General features: G+C 42.7%; 23 protein-coding genes and 2 pseudogenes. 22 read left to right on the plus strand and 3 right to left on the minus strand.

What is annotated here, in order from left to right; genetic code table 11:
* Positions 1-4 precede the first annotated feature (4 nt).
* The 21 genes and pseudogenes from AB5170_RS15890 to AB5170_RS15990 all read left to right on the plus strand — a co-directional run bounded on the left by AB5170_RS15890 (position 5) and on the right by AB5170_RS15990 (position 18,614).
* Positions 5-832 (plus strand): pseudouridine synthase, encoded by an 828-nt coding sequence (locus AB5170_RS15890; protein ID WP_195477823.1) that lies wholly within the window; start codon positions 5-7, stop codon positions 830-832.
* A 375-nt stretch (positions 833-1,207) separates the two neighbouring features.
* Positions 1,208-1,948, plus strand: a complete 741-nt coding sequence (gene rpsB / locus AB5170_RS15895) for a 30S ribosomal protein S2 (RefSeq protein WP_118579468.1) — start codon at positions 1,208-1,210, stop codon at positions 1,946-1,948.
* 107 nt (positions 1,949-2,055) lie between these two features.
* Positions 2,056-2,994, plus strand: a complete 939-nt coding sequence (gene tsf / locus AB5170_RS15900) for a translation elongation factor Ts (protein ID WP_195409702.1) — start codon at positions 2,056-2,058, stop codon at positions 2,992-2,994.
* Between the two features lie 338 nt (positions 2,995-3,332).
* Complete coding sequence (locus AB5170_RS15905) at positions 3,333-3,683, plus strand: DUF6075 family protein (protein ID WP_294422432.1); 351 nt, start codon at positions 3,333-3,335, stop codon at positions 3,681-3,683.
* Between the two features lie 117 nt (positions 3,684-3,800).
* A complete protein-coding gene (locus AB5170_RS15910) occupies positions 3,801-4,484 on the plus strand; it encodes a response regulator transcription factor (RefSeq protein WP_173718324.1) in 684 nt (227 codons plus the stop codon).
* On the plus strand, positions 4,468-6,027 hold the full coding sequence (locus AB5170_RS15915; RefSeq protein WP_195409700.1) for a HAMP domain-containing sensor histidine kinase: 1,560 nt from the start codon (positions 4,468-4,470) through the stop codon (positions 6,025-6,027). The genes AB5170_RS15910 and AB5170_RS15915 overlap by 17 nt, the downstream gene beginning before the upstream one ends.
* Before the next feature lie 94 nt (positions 6,028-6,121).
* On the plus strand, positions 6,122-7,051 hold the full coding sequence (locus AB5170_RS15920; RefSeq protein ID WP_118579480.1) for a hypothetical protein: 930 nt from the start codon (positions 6,122-6,124) through the stop codon (positions 7,049-7,051).
* 363 nt (positions 7,052-7,414) lie between these two features.
* Entirely contained in the window at positions 7,415-7,678 is a 264-nt protein-coding gene (locus tag AB5170_RS15925) for a type II toxin-antitoxin system prevent-host-death family antitoxin (RefSeq protein WP_118579486.1), read from the plus strand.
* On the plus strand, positions 7,671-7,973 hold the full coding sequence (locus tag AB5170_RS15930; protein WP_173715914.1) for a type II toxin-antitoxin system RelE/ParE family toxin: 303 nt from the start codon (positions 7,671-7,673) through the stop codon (positions 7,971-7,973). Before AB5170_RS15925 ends, AB5170_RS15930 begins: the two co-directional genes overlap by 8 nt.
* A gap of 177 nt (positions 7,974-8,150) precedes the next feature.
* Positions 8,151-8,642, plus strand: a complete 492-nt coding sequence (locus AB5170_RS15935) for an RNA polymerase sigma factor (protein WP_148461893.1) — start codon at positions 8,151-8,153, stop codon at positions 8,640-8,642.
* A 5-nt stretch (positions 8,643-8,647) separates the two neighbouring features.
* The gene (locus tag AB5170_RS15940) at positions 8,648-9,700 is read left to right on the plus strand and encodes a hypothetical protein (RefSeq protein WP_243271387.1); all 1,053 of its coding nucleotides are present in this window, start codon (positions 8,648-8,650) and stop codon (positions 9,698-9,700) included.
* Positions 9,642-10,142 carry a hypothetical protein gene (locus AB5170_RS15945; RefSeq protein ID WP_294422446.1) on the plus strand — a complete coding sequence of 167 codons (501 nt, stop codon included), beginning with the start codon at positions 9,642-9,644 and terminating at the stop codon, positions 10,140-10,142. The genes AB5170_RS15940 and AB5170_RS15945 overlap by 59 nt, the downstream gene beginning before the upstream one ends.
* Before the next feature lie 419 nt (positions 10,143-10,561).
* Positions 10,562-10,852, plus strand: a pseudogene (locus AB5170_RS15950) (TrmH family RNA methyltransferase); the annotation flags it as partial.
* A 119-nt stretch (positions 10,853-10,971) separates the two neighbouring features.
* Complete coding sequence (locus AB5170_RS15955; protein ID WP_368361840.1) at positions 10,972-11,433, plus strand: hypothetical protein; 462 nt, start codon at positions 10,972-10,974, stop codon at positions 11,431-11,433.
* Between the two features lie 10 nt (positions 11,434-11,443).
* Positions 11,444-13,684 carry an NHLP family bacteriocin export ABC transporter peptidase/permease/ATPase subunit gene (locus AB5170_RS15960; protein ID WP_195590276.1) on the plus strand — a complete coding sequence of 747 codons (2,241 nt, stop codon included), beginning with the start codon at positions 11,444-11,446 and terminating at the stop codon, positions 13,682-13,684.
* A gap of 12 nt (positions 13,685-13,696) precedes the next feature.
* Positions 13,697-15,883, plus strand: a complete 2,187-nt coding sequence (locus AB5170_RS15965) for an NHLP bacteriocin export ABC transporter permease/ATPase subunit (RefSeq protein WP_368361839.1) — start codon at positions 13,697-13,699, stop codon at positions 15,881-15,883.
* A gap of 24 nt (positions 15,884-15,907) precedes the next feature.
* Positions 15,908-16,252, plus strand: a complete 345-nt coding sequence (locus tag AB5170_RS15970; protein ID WP_173715919.1) for a hypothetical protein — start codon at positions 15,908-15,910, stop codon at positions 16,250-16,252.
* Positions 16,249-17,313, plus strand: a complete 1,065-nt coding sequence (locus AB5170_RS15975; protein WP_215661328.1) for a radical SAM protein — start codon at positions 16,249-16,251, stop codon at positions 17,311-17,313. Before AB5170_RS15970 ends, AB5170_RS15975 begins: the two co-directional genes overlap by 4 nt.
* Before the next feature lie 109 nt (positions 17,314-17,422).
* A complete protein-coding gene (locus tag AB5170_RS15980; protein ID WP_173718330.1) occupies positions 17,423-17,746 on the plus strand; it encodes a bacteriocin in 324 nt (107 codons plus the stop codon).
* Positions 17,747-17,773: 27 nt separating this feature from the next.
* The gene (locus AB5170_RS15985; RefSeq protein WP_118579498.1) at positions 17,774-17,965 is read left to right on the plus strand and encodes a bacteriocin; all 192 of its coding nucleotides are present in this window, start codon (positions 17,774-17,776) and stop codon (positions 17,963-17,965) included.
* Positions 17,966-18,239: 274 nt separating this feature from the next.
* The gene (locus AB5170_RS15990) at positions 18,240-18,614 is read left to right on the plus strand and encodes a hypothetical protein (RefSeq protein WP_195380012.1); all 375 of its coding nucleotides are present in this window, start codon (positions 18,240-18,242) and stop codon (positions 18,612-18,614) included.
* A gap of 57 nt (positions 18,615-18,671) precedes the next feature.
* Here AB5170_RS15990 and AB5170_RS15995 read toward each other — a convergent pair whose 3' ends face one another.
* Positions 18,672-18,824: a DUF6783 domain-containing protein gene (locus tag AB5170_RS15995; protein WP_368361836.1), complete on the minus strand. Its 153-nt coding sequence runs from the start codon at positions 18,822-18,824 to the stop codon at positions 18,672-18,674.
* On the opposite strand from AB5170_RS15995, the pseudogene AB5170_RS16000 reads away from it, so the two are divergent.
* Positions 18,762-18,920 (plus strand): annotated as a pseudogene (locus AB5170_RS16000) (DUF6783 domain-containing protein); the annotation flags it as partial. The gene AB5170_RS15995 and the pseudogene AB5170_RS16000 overlap by 63 nt on opposite strands.
* A gap of 76 nt (positions 18,921-18,996) precedes the next feature.
* Here the strand turns inward: AB5170_RS16000 and AB5170_RS16005 are convergent.
* Both AB5170_RS16005 and AB5170_RS16010 read right to left on the minus strand, forming a co-directional pair.
* The gene (locus AB5170_RS16005) at positions 18,997-20,580 is read right to left on the minus strand and encodes a glucose-6-phosphate isomerase (RefSeq protein ID WP_118579504.1); all 1,584 of its coding nucleotides are present in this window, start codon (positions 20,578-20,580) and stop codon (positions 18,997-18,999) included.
* A 354-nt stretch (positions 20,581-20,934) separates the two neighbouring features.
* Positions 20,935-21,186, minus strand: a 252-nt coding sequence (locus AB5170_RS16010; protein ID WP_368365102.1) for an IS3 family transposase, incomplete at its 5' end; no start/stop codon positions are given.

Raw genomic sequence — 21,186 nt, forward strand, 5'->3', positions numbered from 1 at the left:
AAGAATGGGAAAAGCAGTGAGACTGGACAGATTTCTGGCGGATTCAGGAGCAGGTACGAGAACGGAAGTGAAGAAGCTGATCCAGAAGGGATTGGTTCAGGTAAATGGTGAGAAGGCGAAAAAGCCGGAACTGAAAATAGATCCGGAGACGGATGTGGTAGAATTTGACGGAGAGCATATTGGAGCAAGGGCAGAGTTTGTGTACTATCTTTTGCACAAGCCTGCCGGATATGTAAGTGCCACAGAAGATACCAGGGAAAAGACAGTTCTGGATCTGGTGCCAAAGGATGGCAGACGGAATCTTTTTCCGGTAGGACGTCTTGATAAGGATACGGAAGGCTTGCTTCTTATTACAGATGATGGACAGCTTGCCCACAGACTGCTTTCCCCGAAGAAACATGTGGATAAGACGTATTTCGCGGTGACGGAAGGAAAAGTGGTGCCGGAGGATATAGAGAAGATCCGGCTAGGTGTGGATATTGGAGATGAGGAGCCGACCTTGCCGGGGAAGCTGGAGATTCTCAGTACATGGAAAGAGGATGATGACCGTAAAAAGGTCGAAGGTGAATCAGGAGCAGTGATAGCCAATTCAAATGCTGCAGGACATAAGGCAGATCCGGAGGGCAGCATCTGGTGTTCTGAAATTCTTCTGACAATCCACGAGGGCCGTTTTCATCAGGTGAAGCGAATGATGGAAGCTGTTGGAAAGAAAGTAATTTATCTGAAACGGATTTCTATGGGGGCGCTGACTTTGCCAGATGACCTGCCGAAAGGAAAGGCCAGGGAACTGACGCCTGATGAACTGGCGGCGCTGAAATGCGAAAACTCCTAAAAGGGTATGTCTGCTTACGCAAATATTGTTGAATATGAAAGTCAGCTGCTTTGCAGCTGTTGACTGTATTTGTAATTCGGGCTATCGTCCTACTTACTCATACGGTATAGCCCGCCCGATATCCATGAATTCGCTCATGCAAGCCTGGCTCATTCATGGCTGCCGTCTGGGACTTTCATTGTAAAATAGCGGAAAAATTAGCGGAAAAATTTGCAAAAACCCTCTTTACACGGAGGGTTTTGTCATGTTATAATGCAAAAGTTGCAAACCATCAAACACGCATGGAGATTCCCAGGATGGTGCCCTGCGGTGTGAGGCTGGGTCCGAGAGGAAAAGGATTCATGCGGAAGAATTTAACCAAAAGGAGAAAAAGACATGAGCGTTATTTCAATGAAACAGCTTTTAGAGGCAGGTGTTCATTTCGGACATCAGACAAGAAGATGGAACCCTAAAATGGCTCCATACATCTACACAGAGAGAAATGGTATCTATATCATCGACTTACAGCAGTCTGTAGGAATGGTTGACGATGCTTATAATGCAATCGCTGATATCGTAGCTAACGGCGGAAATATCCTTTTCGTTGGTACTAAGAAACAGGCTCAGGACGCTATCAAGACAGAGGCTGAGCGTTGCGGACAGTTCTATGTAAATGAGAGATGGTTAGGCGGTATGCTTACCAACTTCAAGACTATCCAGAGCCGTATTGCGAAACTGAAAGAAATTGAGACCATGGAGTCTGATGGAACATTCGATGTTCTGCCTAAGAAAGAAGTTATCGCTTTAAGAAAAGAATTAGATAAACTTCAGAAGAACCTTGGCGGTATCAAAGAAATGAAGAGACTTCCAGATGCTATCTTCGTAGTAGATCCTAAGAAGGAAAAGATCTGTATTCAGGAAGCTCATACACTGGGAATTCCGCTTATCGGAATCTGCGATACTAACTGTGACCCAGAAGAACTGGATTACGTAATCCCGGGTAACGATGACGCTATCCGTGCTGTAAAACTGATCGTTTCCAAGATGGCTGACGCAGTTATCGAAGCAAACCAGGGACAGACAGACGCTGAGGGAGAAATCCAGGCTGAGTCTGAAGAGTTCGCTACAGAGGAATAATTTGTGAAAATTCTGGACATCAGCTGTGAATGAGCTATGCCTGCATAGGCATATCCACAGCTGACGGACAGGTCCTTACAACACACTATCATCAGGAGGAAATGAAAATGGCTATTACAGCAGCACAGGTAAAAGAGTTAAGAGAGATGACCGGCGCTGGTATGATGGACTGTAAGAAAGCTCTTACAGCTACAGAAGGCGATATGGATAAAGCAGTAGAGTTCCTTCGCGAGAAAGGTCTTGCTACCGCTCAGAAGAAAGCAAACCGTGTTGCAGCAGAGGGTCTTTGCAAGACACTTGTTGCTGACGACGCTAAAAACGCAGTTGTTGTTGAGGTTAACTCCGAGACAGACTTCGTTGCTAAGAACGAGAAATTCCAGCAGTATGTTGCAGATGTTGCAGCTCAGGCTCTGACAACTACAGCAGCTGATATCGATGCTTTCCTTGCAGAGGCATGGGCACTTGATACCACTAAGACTGTAAAAGAAGCTCTTGCAGCTCAGATCGCAGTTATCGGCGAGAACATGAACATCCGTAGATTCGCACAGATGAAAGAGGAGAACGGTTTCGTTGCTTCCTACACACATATGGGTGGAAAGATCGGCGTTCTTGTTGACGTTGAGACAGACGTTGTAAACGACGCTGTTAAAGAGATGGCTAAGAACGTTGCAATGCAGGTTGCAGCTCTGAAACCTCTTTACACAAGCGACAGCGAAGTAAGCGCTGAGTATATCGAGCATGAGAAAGAAATCCTTATGGCTCAGATTCAGAACGATCCTAAGGAATCCCAGAAACCGGAGAAGGTTATCCAGGGAATGATCGCAGGACGTATCAAGAAAGAGCTTAAAGAGATCTGCCTTCTTGATCAGGTTTATGTTAAAGCTGAAGATGGAAAACAGTCTGTTGGAAACTATGTAGCACAGGTTGCTAAAGAGAACGGCGCTAAGATCACAATCAAAGGCTTCGTTCGTTACGAGACCGGAGACGGAATCGAGAAGAAAGAAGAGAACTTTGCTGAGGAAGTTGCAAAGCAGATGGGTAAATAATCCATTAACTTAAGTTTTCTTTCTATTATTTTAATAAGTCTGAATTTAAGTATTTAAAGGCCCTGAAAGCCTTATAAACACTACGTTTCACAGTGATTATAAGGTTTTCGGGGCTTTTTTCTATATTTTTCTAAAAAGTCCTAAATACCGCCAAGCATCGCTGGAAATCACCAAGAATCTCCAAAAATTGAGTATTGAGTAAGGAAAAACTGAGTAAAAGCAAAGGCTTGCAATCTTCAGCGAAGTTACTCAAATTATCAGCGGTTTCATCAGATCGCCATAATTTTCAAAAATCAAATTATAAACTTAAAAACTAATTGCATAAGGAGGAAATCAATATGGCAAGTACAGCGATAGGCGCAGCTGGCGAGGATGCTCGCACAATAACTTTTATGAGCAGAGAACATAAGGAATTCTATTTGGAATATCTGCCTAAATGCAGATGGAAAGACGTATATCATGAAGCATTGGTATATTGTCTTGGAATTGACAGAGATACACGAAAACACGTTAACAAAATTTATGATTTTAAAAATGGCAGTGTGAAGCCAGAATGTCTGCAGGAAGGTGGAGGAAAGACCACTACCACTATCAATCTTGGAGTAGTGTTCCGATTACTTAGCCAATTATGTTGTAACATCGGAATGATTAAAACGCATTGCCATGAAAAGAAAATGGTTTTATTATAATGATATAGATTTTATGTGTGAAAATAATTCTATATTTTTTATTAACTCCATCGTAACTCCATATATCTAATGTATAATTACAGGAAATATTAAAAAGAAATTGTGGGGAGTGATTTTATGTATCGAATATTGGTTGTTGAAGATGAGGATGACATTCAGAAAATATTAGAAAACTATTTGATAGATCAAGGATATGCAGTTACACTGGCGTATGATGGTGTGGATGGGATTGCAAAATTTCACAATGGCGAGTTTGATCTTGTGCTGTTGGATGTTATGATGCCAAAGATAGACGGTTTTGGAGTATGTGAATTAATCCGTAGAGAATCGAATGTACCAATTATCATGCTTACGGCATTAGATGAAGAAGCGTATCAGATCAAAGGCTTTGATATGAATGCAGATGATTATGTCACCAAGCCGTTTTCTATACCCATTTTATTGAGAAAAATTGCAGCAATCTTGAGAAGGACACAAAGAGAAGATGAATTGCAGGTGATTTCTTATAAAACGTTAAGCGTGGATGTGAAGGGGCATCATGTTTATATTTGTAAAGCAGAAAAGGGAGAACAGATAGAGGTTGAATTAACACAGAAAGAATTTGAAATGCTATATGTTCTGCTGATTAACAAAGGAATCGTTTTGACACGCCAGAAACTTCTAAATATGGTATGGGGAGAAGATTATTACGGGGAAGAGCGAATTGTGGATACACATATTAAGAATATCCGCAAAAAGCTGGGAGTAAATCTGATTAGTACAATAAGAGGGGTGGGATACCGGATTGATAAAGAGAATTAAAAACAGTCTGACCATAAAAATTTGCACACTGATTGCTGTCTTACTGGCAGTATCCAGTGGAATTACATATGCGGTAATTGTAGGATTCCTTCCAACCTATTATAGTAAACAGCTACAGAAGGATATTGATTCGGTTTCACAGGAAATGATTGAAACCATTCATTCTTATGAAACGATTAATGAAGCTTCTTATGCCATTGAATTGTTTGAAGCAGGTTCGAAAGTTTCAGTCGTGATTTTGGATGAACAGGGAAATAGGATATGGCCGGCTGAGAGTACAGCCGTGACAGAAGATGTATTGGATAATGGTGTGGTAGAGCAGGGTTATATGGGTGATATGATATTGACACACGAAAATAGCGCAGAGCAAACCACTATCGTACAGGAAGAAAATGCGGCCTATGAAGAGGGAGTAATCGGCCAGGCGGACGTCGTAACAGAGGATGTCGTCCAACAGGCTGATGGAATTGCAGAAGTCGGAGATAATTCAGCAGTGAAACGGTACAGCGTTAAAGTGGGTGGAGAAACATATACAATGATTGTTTCTGGGGGAATGCAGCCAGTCAATCAGGCTCTTGAAATATTATATCAGATACTGCCGTATATCCTTGGAATCGCTATTGTAGTTTCCATATTGTTTGCACTGGGGGCATCCCTTTATTTGACATTTCCGATCGTTAGGTTAAGTCAACTGGCTCAAAATATGGCTGCGCTTGATTTTGACAGTTCCTATCAGGGGAAAAGAACAGATGAAGTAGGAGTATTAGGGGAAAGCTTGAATGAGCTTTCCAAAAACCTCTCACGAGCATTGGAAGAACTGAAGAGTGCAAATGAAAAGCTTAAGTCAGATATCGAAATGGAACGCAAGATAGAGAAAAAGAGAATTGCATTTTTTTCAGCAGTGTCCCATGAACTGAAAACACCGATTACAATATTGAAAGGGCACTTGTCCGGAATGCTGCAGGGAGTAGGGGAATACAGGGACAGAAATTACTATTTACAGCGGTCACTGGAAACCACAGAAAAAATGGAAGACATGGTAAAGGAACTTCTGACTGTTTCACGGATCGAGAATAACAAATTTATTACACAAAAGACCGATATAGCAGAACAGCTCCGCTTGCAGATTGCTGATATGGCTGAACTGATAGAAAATAAAAAACTGGAACTGCAAGTGGAGATCCCAGAACATTTGTATGCAGATGTGAATCCGGTGATGATGGACAAAGTTTTTTCTAACCTTCTGCTTAATGCCATCCGTTATACGCCGGAAGAAAAAGGAAATCATATCAGAGTTTTGCTGAAACCGGGAACAGATACCGAGACGGTATATTGCCAGATTGAAAATACCGGGGTGTTTATTCCGGAAGAAGCATTAGTCCATTTGTTTGAAGCATTTTATCGTGTGGAACAGTCCCGTAACCGCCAGACCGGTGGAAGCGGATTGGGTCTTTATATTGTAAAAATGATCTTGGACCAGCATGGAGCAAGCTATCGTATGGGTAATACATGTGATGGGGTTTGTTTTTCCTTTTCTCTATAAATCACACACGAATCACATATAAACTCCAATTACATTACAAAATTCAATGGTATGGTATGGACATAATAAAAAATGTAAAGGAGTTGGATGTACAATGAAAAGAAAAATTGCAGCTTTATTAATGGGAACTACCTTATCTGTGGCAGTATGCGGCTACAGTGTGCAGGCAATGACTTACGGATATGATATGGGAGGAAAGGTATTTATCTCCGAAGATTCTTCATCTTCCAATCTGACAGAGGAAGAAAAGGAAAAATTATCCGACTGGCATAAGGAAGAAATGCGTAATGAACTTGCTTATCTTGAATGCTACGGTGTTACTTATGATGCAGACAGTGATACACTGTATTATCAGGGGAAAACCGTAAGATGGCTGATTGACCGACAGCTTGAGGATACTTATAAGTCGATCCAGATGCCGGAAGGTGAAATTGATGTCTATACGGTAAGGGAAGACGATTACAGATTAACGGGCGTTCGGATTGCTACACAGGAAGAATATGACCAGCGGACAAAGGAAATGGAAGCGTTGGAAGCAGCGGCTGGAAAAGAATCATCTTATGTACAAGAAGCTGTGGATACAGAAACGGGAAGTAGTATTCATATGTTTGCTTACGATGAGGAAACAGTAACGGAAGCCAATGATGGGTCAGCGACGGAAACAGCAGTAGTGACAGAAGATGTGGTGTCAAATTATGCGGAACAGAAGGATACAGTTGAAAATGCAGTGGAAACAGCAGAGGGTACCTGTGTAGTAGGAGATAATCTTAATTCAGAAATAAAGATTCAGGAATATAAGCAGAATGGCATAGACCTCGATTCTGCGACAGGTAGCTGGATGTGGCATGGAAAAGAAGTTCATTTACTAATGGACGAGGATGGAAGTTTTTACCAGAATGGAAGCAAGGAGGCAAAAGATAATAAGATATATCTGATAGTGAAACGGGAAGATGATGGCAGGATTAAAACTGTGAGACAGATTACAATGGAAGAAGTTATGGCACGTATAGCGCATTTGAATTAGAAATTAGATATAAACGTTTGCAAGGTGAAGCATATTGGGAAAATGTTGATTTTGACATTTGAGGATCATGAAGAGAACATGATTGACTGGATTGTGTCATGTTTAGGCATAGGTGTAAAGTCTTTTCAGATTCAGAATACTAAAACGGAAAAATTAAAATTTCGAGATCTAAGAATAGATTTTAGTTGTCGTAAGGTTATAAAAAATAATAGACAAGAATGCACCACAGCTGCGGCTGTGGTGCGAGTTTTAGGCGGAAAATTTCTGGAAGTTCATACATAATTTTCAAAAATTCTAGAATAAGAATTTACACCGACTCATAATTATGATACAATTATAGCACAAGAAAGAGAGGTGTTCATTATGCCAACAATTATGCCGATTAGAGATTTAAGAAAAACCAGTGAAATATCGGAACTGGCACATAAAAAGCAGGAACCAATATTTATTACGAAAAATGGATATAGTGACTTAGTTGTAATGAGTTCAGAGCTGTATGAACGTTTTGCCCAGACAAACAAGATTGATCAGGCAATTTATGAAGCAGAACAGGAAGTAACAGAAGGAGCAGAGCCGATTTCATTAGAAAGTGCAATGGAACAGCTCAACAAGAAATATTATGGATAAATATGAGATAATGCTGTATCCAAGAGCGTACCGGGATATTCATGATATTTATGCTTATATTGCACTTGAAAAATTGTCACCTGAAACTGCAAAAGAACAGACGGATCGGATTTGGCAGGCAATAAAAAAGCTGGAACTGTTTCCAAAATCGCACCAGGACCGTCTGGTAGGCCGCTATGCCGGAAAAGAATATAAACAGCTGATCATTGACAATTATATTGCTATTTTTAAAGTTGATGAAAACAAGAAAAAAGTATTTGTATTGACAGTGCAATATCAGGGAAGGCAGATGTAAACGAAAGGGTTGAACTGCTGTACAAAATAACATTTAAGAATGATAGTCAGATATAAAAAGGACACAGACAGTCAAGTTTCGATTGCCTGTGTCTTGTTTTGTAAAAATAAAAAATTTTTGAAAGCAAATTCCCATATTTTAAGTCTAATAGTTATAAAAACAAAAAGGGGGAATAAAATGGAGGCTTTGGTAACAGCTGCTAAAAATGGAGATAAAGAAGCGTTCGTTCAGCTGATCCGGATAAATAAGCAGAGCATGTATAAAGCTGCCTGGGTTTATCTTCGGAACGAACAGGACATTGCAGATGCACTGCAAAATACGATCCTGTCCTGTTATGAAAAGATACAGGGATTAAGGGAAGTGAAATATTTTAAAACCTGGCTGATGCGGATTCTGATAAATGAATGCAAAGACATTCTCCGTCAAAAGAACCATGACACGGAACTGGATAATTTCTCAGAAGGTGTACATTGTGAAGATCTGGACCTTTGCGAATGGAAACAATTGCTTTTATGTCTGGATGAAGAAAGCCGGAAAATCGTGGAACTCTATTATTTTGATGAATTTTCCGTAAAGGAAATTGGTAATCTTCTTGAAATGAACAGCAACACCGTATCAACCAAACTTTCCCGGGCAAGAGCAAAATTAAAAAAGGTGATCAGGAGGTGAAGACTATGGATGAAAAAGAAATCAGAAAAATTTTAAAAGAAGAAACTGTGATACCGGACAATATTGATAAAGCTATGGAAGATGTTCTGAAGGGAATTTTGGATTCTCCAGATGAGAGAATGAGCAGCACGAAGAATCTAATTGTAAAATCAGATAAAGGAAGATCAAAAAATTCAGGGAATAAGAAAAAAATAATCCGGATTCTTCTTCCTGTGGCTGCTGTATTAGGCGTCAGCACCGGCGTACTTGCAACAAAACTTGGATGGCTTCACAAAGAACTGGAGCAGCAGGGTGTTACAGAACAGGAAGCTGTTCAAATGGTTGTCACAGAACCTGATTCAACTGCAGAAAATGTGGAAGATGTGACTTCTTATCATATAACGCCAAAGGAGAGGGATTGGAACCAGTCTATGCTGTCTGTTACAGAAGCGTATTTTGATGGCAGCGGTTTCAGCTTTCTTGGAGAGCCTTCCGGGGCGGTGGAGAATTATACGCTCAGCTGCCGTGACCATGCGACAGTGAATGGAGAAGATGCACTTGCAACTTTGAATAAGATAGACGGGGAAGATCTCTATTATGGACATATTACCCTGTATGATGATGCTTTGACAGAGAAAATATTAAATGAAGATTCCCAGGTAGAGGTTTCCATGACTATTCAGGCATATCCGGATTATAACGGCAGGATCTATTACACCTGGAAAGATGATGAAGCTTTCAGAAAGATTTTTAAAACTGGTTCTTTTACAGATTCAGAAGGAATGCTGGCTTATGCACTGCCTGCGGAGGATGCTTACAGAGGATATACGCCGCAGACCCTTACAGTAACCCTTCCGTTAAATGATGAAGTACGGGATATTATAGAAAAATACAGAAAAGAAGGAAAGATGCAGGCGGAAGATACTGGTGTAGAACCCATTTCGGATTCTACGGAAGAGAGTACACAGGAAACAACAGACTCAGAAAATCCTTCAGATGCTACGGGAGCGAATGAGAAATATGATCCGGAAACAGCAGTATGTAAGAAAATCAATCAGCAACATGACGGAGGGATATGATTATTACGATACAGAGATTCTGTTGAATGGGATCCCGGTGGGCGGGCTTTCTCAGCATGGTTATCTGGAAACTGCAGGCTTTGGCCCTGCGCCTAAAGACTGTTATTTCAACATACCGATTCCGCTTCAGTTGAAAGTGGAAGAAACAGTTACTATGCTTCCAATGGAAGAAATTATGAAGTCAGTGGAACAATATGTAAAAGAAGGCAAAATTGGTCTCTTCACGGAACAGGACACTGCGGAGGAAACAGAATCTACCACGATTCCAGTTACAAAAATATGTTTGGAATACTATATTGATGAAACCGTAGACGGAATCACATACAGACCTGTCTGGAGCTTTCGCTGCCCTTACCAGTGGAAAGATTCCCCGGACGAACAGGAACTGTTTTACATAGACGGGGAAACGGGGGCACTGATTCGTGATGCGTTTGGCTGGTAGGTATGAAAAAAAGAGCCGGATCCATTCCGAATTAGAATAAGTTCAGAACCCCCAGTTTATTCAGTAAGTTGCGTCAAATTTGCGTAAGCTTTATGAGCAGAGCCGCGCAAATCCATATAAATAAAGCCTGTTCACAAATACTTCGCAAAGCAGATGGGTAAATAATCCATTAACTTAAGTTTTTATTATATTATTTTAATAAGTCTGAATTTAAGTATTTAAAGGCCCTGAAAGCCTTATAAACACTACGTTTCACAGTGATTATAAGGTTTTCGGGGCTTTTTTTGTATTTTTCTAAAAATCTGCCTGTTGAGGACAAATATATTGCATTTTCATCCATATTCTCTTACAATTACAAGTAGAATAAATAACGAAAACGGAATTGGAAAATGGATTTAAAATGCAGAACACTTTTGAAAAAAACTGCCTGGCCCGGAGAGGGAATGCAGCTGCTGAAAAATATGGGGTTTAAAACAGCTGCCATGGCATTGCGTGATGACTCTGTGGGAATTGACAACCAGACACTTCAAGCAGAAGAGAAGCTGGCTATTGTTCTCGGAACAGAGGGAGACGGGCTTTCCTCACAGACGATTGCAGATTGCGATTATACAGTGAAAATTCCCATGTCTCACGGTGTGGATTCCTTAAATGTGGCTGCCGCAAGTGCAGTGGCATTCTGGGAACTTGGGTATATTAACAGACGGAAATAATTGTGTATATAGAAATCGCTTTCAGGATAGAGTTAAAACAGAGATGCAGGATAGAGTTAAAGCGGGGACGCAAGACAAATGAAAGATAATAACTATAAGCAAAAAGGAGGCTGCAGGTTATGAGTGATCAGATATTTCGGAAAAAAAGTCTGGACCGGATTTCCTCCCCGGAGCAGCTGAACGATTATATCCGGATGGCAAACCCGGGCATATGGATGATTCTGGCGGCTGTCATCATACTGCTGGCCGGGGTGTGCGTGTGGGGGATATTCGGTCATCTTGATACCAAAACAGAGACTGTGGGAACTGCAAAAGCAGGAAAAATCACATGTTATATAAAAGAAACAGATATCCGGAATGTCAAAAAAGGAACTCCAGTGTATATAGATGGGAAAGAATATGAAATTGCGGAGATATCCGAAATCCCTGTGAAGCTAAAAGAGGAACAGTTGGAAAGTGCTGCTTTTGCAGTGGATGAAAGCGTATACACAGCAACCATCCATACAGGGCTGGCAGACGGAATCTACAAGGTAGAGCTTGTTACGAACCGGGTGTCACCTATGTCATTTGTAATAAATTGAGGTGACCATAATGAGTGCTGAGAAAAAAGTAAAACAGCCGATCACAAAAGGGGTGGCGAAGGTTCCTGTAGTCATGCAGATGGAGGCTCTGGAATGCGGTGCAGCAAGTCTTGCCATGATACTTGCCTACTATGGGAAGTGGATTCCATTGGAGCAGGTTCGCTTCGATTGCGGCGTATCCCGTGACGGTTCCAGTGCAAAAAATGTACTGAAAGCTGCAAGAAGCTATGGGCTTACAGCCAAAGGATACCGCTATGAACCGGAAGATCTGAAGAAAACAGGTCGTTTTCCCTGTATCATCCACTGGAATTTTAATCATTTCGTGGTACTGGATGGCTTTCGAGGAAATAAAGCTGTTATAAATGATCCTGCCAAAGGAACCTATGCAGTTTCAATGGAGGCTTTTGACGAAGCTTTTACCGGAATCAGTCTGCAGTTTGAGCCTTCTGAGAATTTTGAGCCAGGGGGAAAGCCAGCCTCGGTACTTCGTTATGCGAAAAAACGCTTAAAAGGCACAGGCACAGCGATTGCGTTTGTTGTCCTTACTACATTGATCTCTTCCTTGATCGGCATTATAAATCCTGCTTTTTCCCGTATTTTTATGGATCGGCTGCTGACCGGAGAGAATCCGGACTGGGTATTTCCTTTTCTCATAGGAATGATTCTCATGGGAGTGGTACAGTTGACTGTTATGTGGATTCAGCAGGTATATTCCCTGAAGATCAATGGAAAGCTGGATATGGTTGGAAATGCCACCTTTATGTGGAAAATACTGAGAATGCCTGTAGAATTTTTTTCACAGCGCATGGCAGGGGATATTCAGGTACGCAAGAATACCAATGCTTCTGTTGCAGAAGGGCTAGTGAATACGTTTGCGCCGCTGGTTTTGAATTCGCTGATGATGATTTTTTATCTGGTGGTTATGATAAGGTACAGTCCTGTTCTTACGCTGATGGGTGTAACCTCTGTATTTCTGAATCTGCTTCTTTCTAACATAATATCGAAAAAAAGGGTAAACATTGCCCGTGTCCAGCTGAAAAATGCAGGCAAACTTGCAGGAGCAGCCGTGGCTGGTATTGAGATGATCGAAACCATTAAGGCTACCGGCGCAGAAAATGGCTTTTTTGAAAAATGGGCAGGTTATCAGGCCGGAGCCAATACAGGAGCAGTAAAATTCCGGAAACTGAACAGTGTGCTGGGACTTCTTCCCGGGCTTATCAGTACTCTGTGCAACACAGCAGTTCTGATGACAGGAGTGTTTTTTGCAATGCAGGGAAGGTTTACTGTGGGTATGATCCTGGCATTTCAAGGCTTTCTGAATTCGTTTATGGCTCCGGCAGCCAGTCTCATCGCAGCAGGTCAGACTTTACAGGAAATGCGTACGGATATGGAGCGTGTCGAGGATGTTATGAATTATCCGGAAGACGTTATATGGGGAAAAGCAGATGGGAAAGAGCCTGAAGCCTGTTTGAAAAATCATTCGGAAAGCCTGTTGCAAACAGAATCCAGTCCGGAAGAGGAGTACAGAAAATTATCCGGTCACATTGAACTGAAAAATGTCACATTCGGCTACTCCAGGCTTGCCCAGCCGCTGATAAGGGATTTCAATTTGTCCCTGAAGCCGGGCAGCAGAGTCGCTTTTGTTGGACCTTCCGGCTGCGGCAAATCCACTTTGTCCAAACTGATATCAGGTCTGTATGCCCCATGGAGCGGCGAAATCCTTTTTGACGGTAAAAAGATATCAGAGATAGACCGGAATGTGTTTACCGGTTCCCTGGCTGTGGTAGATCAGGACATTATCCTGTTTGAGGACACCATAGCGAACAATATTAAAATGTGGGACAATTCCATCGAAGACTTTGAAATGATCCTGGCTGCACGGGATGCACAGCTTCACGATGATATTATGATGCGTGAGGGAGGTTATCAGTACAGGCTGACAGAAGGCGGAAAGGATTTTTCAGGCGGACAGCGCCAGAGAATGGAAATTGCCAGAGTTCTGGCACAGGATCCTACCATTGTTATTCTGGATGAAGCCACCAGTGCACTTGACGCAAAAACAGAATACAATGTGGTGAAATCTATAAAGGACAGAGGTGTTGCCTGTATTGTGGTCGCACACAGACTTTCTACCATCCGGGACTGCGATGAGATCATTGTGCTGGATGAAGGCAGAGTCGTGGAGCGGGGAACACATGAAGAACTTATGAGAGCCGGCGGAATGTACACTATGCTGGTATCAAATGAATAGGAGGCGGAAGCATTGGGCTGGTTTGACGAACAGATAAAACTTAGAAAGCAGAGCGATGACGATGCTTTCGCAGATTCTTTTGTGAAAATGGCAGGTGCCGTTATGGGGGAGAAGGTGCTTGCCTCGCTGAATGACGACCGTATTGTTGCCAAGAATGAAATCGATGAGATCCTGAAATTTTACCATGTAAAAAGCAGGGAGGTTCCGGATTCCATTGAGGATATGAATGAACAGCTGGAATACCTTATGCGCCCCTATGGAATCATGCGCCGCACGGTTTATCTGGAAAAAGGCTGGTATAAGGATGCAATTGGTGCCATGCTGGGCGTTATGAAAGAAACCGGAAAGATCGTAGCTCTTCTTCCCGGAAAAGTGTCTGGTTACAGCTATTATGACATTGAAGCTGGAAAAAGAAGAAAGATAACCCATGGAAATGAAGATTTGTTTGAAAAAGAGGCCCTTGCATTTTATAAACCTTTTCCCATGAAAAAGATGGGAATCCCTTCTCTGGCGAAATACATAATGGAGACACTTTCCGGGGCTGATTACGGGATGATGGTTCTTGCCGCACTTGCAGTGACTTTTGTGGGGATGCTGACACCGAAGATCAACCAGCTTATTTTTTCGGAGGTTCTGCCTTCTGGAAGCATGCAGCTGTTTTTTGCGATTTCGGTTTTTATGGTGTGTACTGCAATAAGCAGCCTGCTTTTTGAGGCAGTAAGTGCGATGGTAACTGCCAGGGTGGAAACGAAGCTGAGCTTGTCTGTAGAGGCTGCAACCATGATGAGGGTAATGTCCCTTCCGGCCGGTTTTTTCAGAAAGTACAGCGCAGGTGAGTTGTCCAGCCGTGCCAGCCAGATCAACTCACTTTGCAATATGCTGGTATCTACCGTATTTACAACAGGGATTACTTCCGTTTTTTCCCTTATCTATATCTCACAGATTTTTGCGTTTGCTCCGGCACTTGTGGCACCGGCGCTGACTATTGTAGCGGTGACGGTTGCGTTTTCTGTTATTTCTTCCCTGGTACAGATGGGAATTTCCAGAAGACAGATGGAGCTTGCAGGAAAAGAAAATGGAATGACATACGCTATGATCACTGGTGTCCAGAAAATAAAGCTTTCAGGGGCTGAGAAAAGGGCTTTTGCAAGATGGGGAGATTTATATGCCAAAGAAGCAAAACTTAAATATAATCCTCCTGTATTTATTAAAATAAATGCTGTGATCAGTACAGGGATTTCTCTTGCGGGTACTATTGTGATGTATTACGCAGCAATCCGGTCTGGCGTTTCCGTAGCGGATTACTATGCTTTTAATACTGCATACGGCATGGTATCCGGAGCTTTTCTGTCATTGGCAGGAATTGCTCTTACAGTAGCAAGGATAAGGCCTACACTGGAAATGGTAAAGCCGCTTTTTGAGACAGTGCCCGAGGTTTCCAGCGGAAAACAGGTGATTACAGGGATTTCAGGTGGGATCGAGCTGAATCATATATCGTTCCGGTACAACGAAAACATGCCTCTTGTACTGGATGACCTGTCTTTGAAAATCCACCCGGGACAGTATGTGGCGATTGTAGGCCAGACTGGCTGCGGGAAGTCCACCCTTATGCGTCTGCTCCTTGGATTTGAGAAACCTATGAAGGGAGCCGTTTATTATGACGGAAAAAATCTTGATAAAATTGATCTGAAATCGCTCGGGCAGAAGATTGGCGTAGTCATGCAGAATGGTAAGCTTTTTCAGGGGGATATTTATTCCAATATTGTGATCTCGGCGCCATGGCTGACACAGAAGGATGCCTGGGAGGCAGCAGAACTGGCGGGTATTGCAGAGGATATCCGGAAAATGCCTATGGGAATGAATACAATGATTTCTGAAGGCTTCGGCGGAATTTCCGGAGGACAGAAGCAGAGACTGATGATCGCCCGGGCTATTGCACAAAAACCCAGGCTGCTTATGCTTGATGAAGCCACCAGTGCCCTTGACAATCTGACCCAGAAAAAAGTGTCAGAAGCCCTGGATGGTCTGAAGTGTACCAGAATTGTAATCGCCCATCGGCTTTCTACTATTAAACAGTGTGACAGAATTCTTGTGCTGGATAAAGGGAAAATCATTGAAGATGGAAAATATGAAGAACTGTTAGAGAAAAACGGCTTTTTTGCAGAACTGGTAAAACGGCAGCGTCTGGATGCGCTGTAATAAAAAGAGATAAGGGGATATTTTATGCGATATATACTTGATTCCCGGATTGCCTTACGCTCCTGGCAGCAGGTTCCCTATGCATATTACCGGAAGGGAAGTCCATATGCCAAAGGGCTGAAAAAAGAAGAATTTGAGCTTTTGCGTTCCTGTGACGGAAAAAGGGAGCAGGAGGCGGATGATTTATTGGAAACTATGGCAGCCAGAGGCTTTATTCATCCCTGCAGAGGGGAAGAGAATCTGACAGACTGGCAGAAATACAGACATTGCGAGAACCGGTATTTTCCAAAAGTAAACTGGATGATAACCGGGAAGTGTAACTATAATTGTCTTCACTGCTTTAATGCAGCTGACAATGCCCATCCATGAGCGAGTGGTTCCTGAAGGAAGCAGAAAAATTTCTGGATGAGGCGAGGGAATGTGGGGTAAATGCATTTACCATCACAGGCGGGGAGCCGATGCTTCACAGGAATTTTATGGACATCCTGACGGGAATTTATGAAAGAGGAATGTATGTAGAAGAGATCAATACCAACGGCTATTTTCTCAGGCAGGGAGTGTTGGACCAGATGAAGGAAAGAGGAATCCGTCCTTTAATGAAGATCTCTTTTGACGGAATCGGACATCATGACTGGCTTCGTGGACGAAAAGGAGCTGAGGAGGATGCAATCCGGGCCATCCGTTTGTGCAGGGCAAATGATTTTCCAGTAATGATCCAGACAAATGTGCACAGACACAATCTGGATACGCTTCTGGAAACAGCGAAGCTTATGGACAGCCTTGGGGTGTGGAAAATGCGCATCATCCGCACATCGGAGGCCCCAAGGTGGAAGGAAAATGCAGGTGATGCTGCTCTGGGACTGACGGAATATTATGACAGAATGCTGGAATTTGCCAGTGCATATATGAAAACGGGCTGCAGAATGGATGTGATCATCTGGCAGTTTTTGCGTCTGTATCCTGTATCTGGCAGTTATGGGATGATTCCTGTTTTGTACCGGGAAAAGGAATACAGGGATTCGCTTCCAGTATGCAAGGGGGTCAGAGGCATGGTGGCAGTTGCTGCTAATGGAAATATATTTCCCTGTCATCAGCTGTCTGGCACCTACGAACTGAATGGGGATATCCCTGGCAATGTGAAAAAGGAATCTCTGAAGCATCTGCTAAGTGCCAGCCAGTATCTGTGTGAGGTATGTACGACTGTGGACAAAATCCGGGAGCACGACAGAAAATGCAGAAATTGTAAGTATTTCAAATACTGTGCGGGAGGATGCCGGGCACTGGCAATTGTGCTGACCGGGGACAAACTGGGGGCAGATCCCTCCAAATGTGTGTTTTTCGGACAGGGATATTATGAGAAAACTGTCAGTGCATTGCAGGAATATGAGAATTATACGGAAATTGCTTATAATCCGGGTACTGATATTTAATGGAAATTTAGAGCACATTTTTTCAGGCATGATGCAGACCGCAGATACATATGGAGTGGACCTGCCGGGGAAAAGGTGGCTGTAAATCTTGACTATGGCAGAGAACAAAATGACAAAGGAAGTTTTAAAAGCTGCAAAGGGAACCGGATCTGTGGAAGAACTTCAGAAACTGGCGAAGGAAAACGGCATGGAGCTTGATGCTGCACAGGCAGAAGAAATGTATGCCAGATTACACCCGGTAACCCAGGAACTTTCAGATGATGAGCTGGACAATGTAACAGGCGGTGATTCCTGCGACGTAGGATACAGCTGCCCGAAATGCGGAAGTACGGAGGCTTCTTCCAGAGAGCCACTTTATGGCTGCACCTATGTAACCTGCGCCTGCTGCGGTGCAACCTACTGGGATCCTACTTCCACCAAAACACAGAATTAATTGATTTTGGATGGAGGGATATTTTTGATGGAAGACGAAATAACAAAAAGAGAGCTTTCAGATGATGAGTTGGACAATGTGTCCGGTGGAGGATGCGAGGAGAATGCGCGAAACTGCTGTCCACAATGTGGGAGTACAGAAGCGAAAACAATTTTCAGTAGAGAAGACGGTTCTCTGGTTGAATGCGCTGTTTGTGGTACGGGGTACTGGAAAATTTAAAGCGCATCCCCAAAGTCCCTGGCTCGCGGCCTTTTGGTGAAAAATCCGCAGTTCGTATTGATGATAACGGACTGCGGATTTTTTATAAAAAAGATACTTTAATATTGCTCTTTACAATCGTTATAATTATTTTAAATATGTTTAACATTGGCAATACACAGAATTTAACATGGGCAGCTATAATATCTTTCATAAAAGGAAAAAAGAATGACATTTTTGAGTTGCTGCGAAGAAAGCGAACAGTAACGTCTTTTGAAGCAAGGGGGCTTTTTTTATGAGAAAGATATTACAGAGAAATGAGAAAGTAGAGCTTAACAGTTTTATAGAAGAATTTGTAAAGATAAGACAGAAATATTTTACCCCAGGTCAGGAATGGCTGGAAGCAGAGCTGGCGGAGGAAAAGATTAGCGTGTATATGGATAAAGCACAGCTGGAAAAAGATCTGGATGAGCTTGTAAAGACCAGTTTGATGTATGGCAAGGTACGGAATCTGGAAATGAAGATTCAGGTGAAAAAGACTGCAGATGGTGCTGGAATCTGTTTCTCGGATAATGGTGTTGGAAACTGGAGAAATAAGAGCATCTGTGTAACAGGAAAGCCTGGCAGAGGCCTGGAAACAAAGAAAATCTGGGGCGTGCAGGTTGCCTGAGTGTCAGTATATTAATGGTTTGAAAAAGGTTCTTTGCAAGACAAGTCGATATGGCAGTTACTTAATATTCGATGTATTAGAGCGTGTTTGAAAAATCATTCCCGCAATCTGCACGCCCCACTTTGCGGTATATTTTGCCCGAATTCGGTTGCCGTAGCCCGCTACGGCGCCCTCATCCGGACAAAATCTCCCACAAATTGTGACGCACATCTTGCAGAAAGCCTTTTTCAAACACGCTCTAAAATGTCAGATCGCAGAAGATTATGGAAATACAGGATCTCTGCGGTCTGTTTTTATAGTATGTAGCATAAAAAAACGGCAGCCCGGAAATTCCCGGGCTGCCGTAAATTTTTCAAATATGCTTTAGAGCCTGTTTGAAAGATCAGATGTTCAGAAGATCGCTGAATACCTTAAGAGCACCGTCTGTATTGTGTGCAAGTACACGTTTCGCAAGAACTTTACCAAGCTGAACGCCTTCCTGGTCGAAGCTGTTCAGATTCCATACGAAGCCCTGGAACATGATCTTGTTCTCAAAGTGAGCAAGCAATGCACCCAGGGAAGCAGGGGTAAGCTGCTGACCGATGATAATGCTGGACGGACGTTTACCCTTGAAGTTCTTGTTCAGGTTCTCATCCTCTTTACCGCAGGCAAATGCAACAATCTGAGCTGCCACGTTAGCGCAGAGCTTCTGCTGGCTGGTGCTGTTCTCAATGTCAACATCTACGCCAAGCTGGCTGTTCTTAAAGCCGATGAACTGAAGCGGGACAATGTCAGAGCCCTGATGCAATAACTGATAGAAGGAATGCTGACCGTTGGTTCCTGGCTCTCCGAAGATAACCGGACCTGTTACGTAGTTAACCGGCTCGCCGAAACGGTTTACGGTTTTACCATTGGACTCCATGTCACACTGCTGAAGGTGTGCCGGGAAGCGGCTTAATGCCTGTGAATATGGAAGAACGGCTGTGGAAGGATATCCCTGCACATTTCTCTCATAGATACCGATCAGGGCATCCAGCATATCTGGGTTCTTCATAAGGTCACGGTTTGTTGCAAGCTGATCCTCAGCTGCAGCACCTTCAAGGAGCTGAGCAAATACTTCCGGTCCGAATGCCAGGGAAAGGATTGCTCCGCCTACGCCGGAAACAGAAGAGTAACGGCCTCCGATGTAGTCATCCATGAAGATGGCGGTAAGATAATCTTCACTCTTTGCAAGAGGGGAAGTCTCACTTGTAACGGCAAGCATGTGTTTGGAAGGATTCAGACCTGCTTTTGTCAGGGCATCCTTTACAAATGCTTCGTTGGTCAGTGTCTCAAGGGTTGTACCGGATTTGGATACAACGATGAATAAGGAGTGTGCAAGGTCTACAGAAGCAAGTACTGCAGCTGCATCATCCGGGTCAACGTTGCTGATGAACTTCGCTTCCATCTTGAATGTGTTATTGGCCTTCGCCCAGTTCTCCAGTGCGATGTAAAGAGCACGGGGACCAAGGTCACTTCCGCCGATACCAATCTGAACGACTGTGGTGAATTTCTCACCAGCTTCGTTGGTGATCTCACCAGCATGAACCTTATTTGCAAAATCAGCAGCTTTTTTCTGCTGGGCAACGTAGAATTCACGTTTGTCTACACCATCTACAACAACCGGGTTACCAAGCTGCTTACGTGCAAGGTGATGAAGAACCATACGGTTCTCTCCGGTGTTGATCACTGCACCATTATATAATTCCTGAAATTTGTCGATCAGCTGTGCCTCGTCAGCCAGTTTCGCAAGTGCGGATAAAACGGTTTCGTCTACTTCTTTGGCTGCATAGTTGTAAGAAAGACCAGCTGCCATTGGTGTACTATAATCAGCTACACGCTTGCCACCTTCTTCACCAGACAGAGCTGCCGCAATGTCTACGTGATTCTTAAGCTCTTTCAGTTTGCCAAAAGAATCAAGTGTGTCAAGATTTTTCCATGTTGCCATAATATAATTCCTCCTTTAAATGGTTGAGACTATAGTTGCTGTTCAAAGCTTGTTCAGCAACGGATTATGCTCTCAAAGGAGTCTCACTGTGAGACCCGTATCGAAATCATTATACTGAAAAATTTATAGAATTTCAATGCAAGGATGAAGATTCTTGAAAAATTAACATTAATATAAGAAAGAATGGGGCTGATATGAAAAAAAGAACATAAAAGCTGGAGAAAAAGAGGGGATAGAAGTAAAAAAACAGCCGACAGAAGCTGAAAATGATATGCCCCTTGTCAAGTAGACAGGTGAAATATCTAAAGGTAAGCGACAAAAATACCTACATTTCATTTTGGAGTGTAGGTATTTTTATGCACACCATTTCTCTTTATATTTTTTAATTCGTTTGTTTTCTGGAATAGGATATTCTACTGGTATGTCAGATTTCAGTGCTTCTTGACGTACTTCTAGGGGTGTTTTGCAGCAATACCTATCCTGTGGACGTTCTTCACTATAAAATCTTATATAATCCTTTATTGCAAATCTTAATGAGGATTCATCAGTTATTTCGTACATCTGATACATTTCTGCTTTGATAATTCCCCAGAAACCTTCTGTTGG

It is taken from the genome of Ruminococcus sp. RTP21484sp1_RTP21281st1_A8_RTP21281_210402, assembly GCF_040914025.1.
GTDB classification, from domain to species: Bacteria; Bacillota; Clostridia; order Lachnospirales; family Lachnospiraceae; genus Blautia_A; species Blautia_A faecis.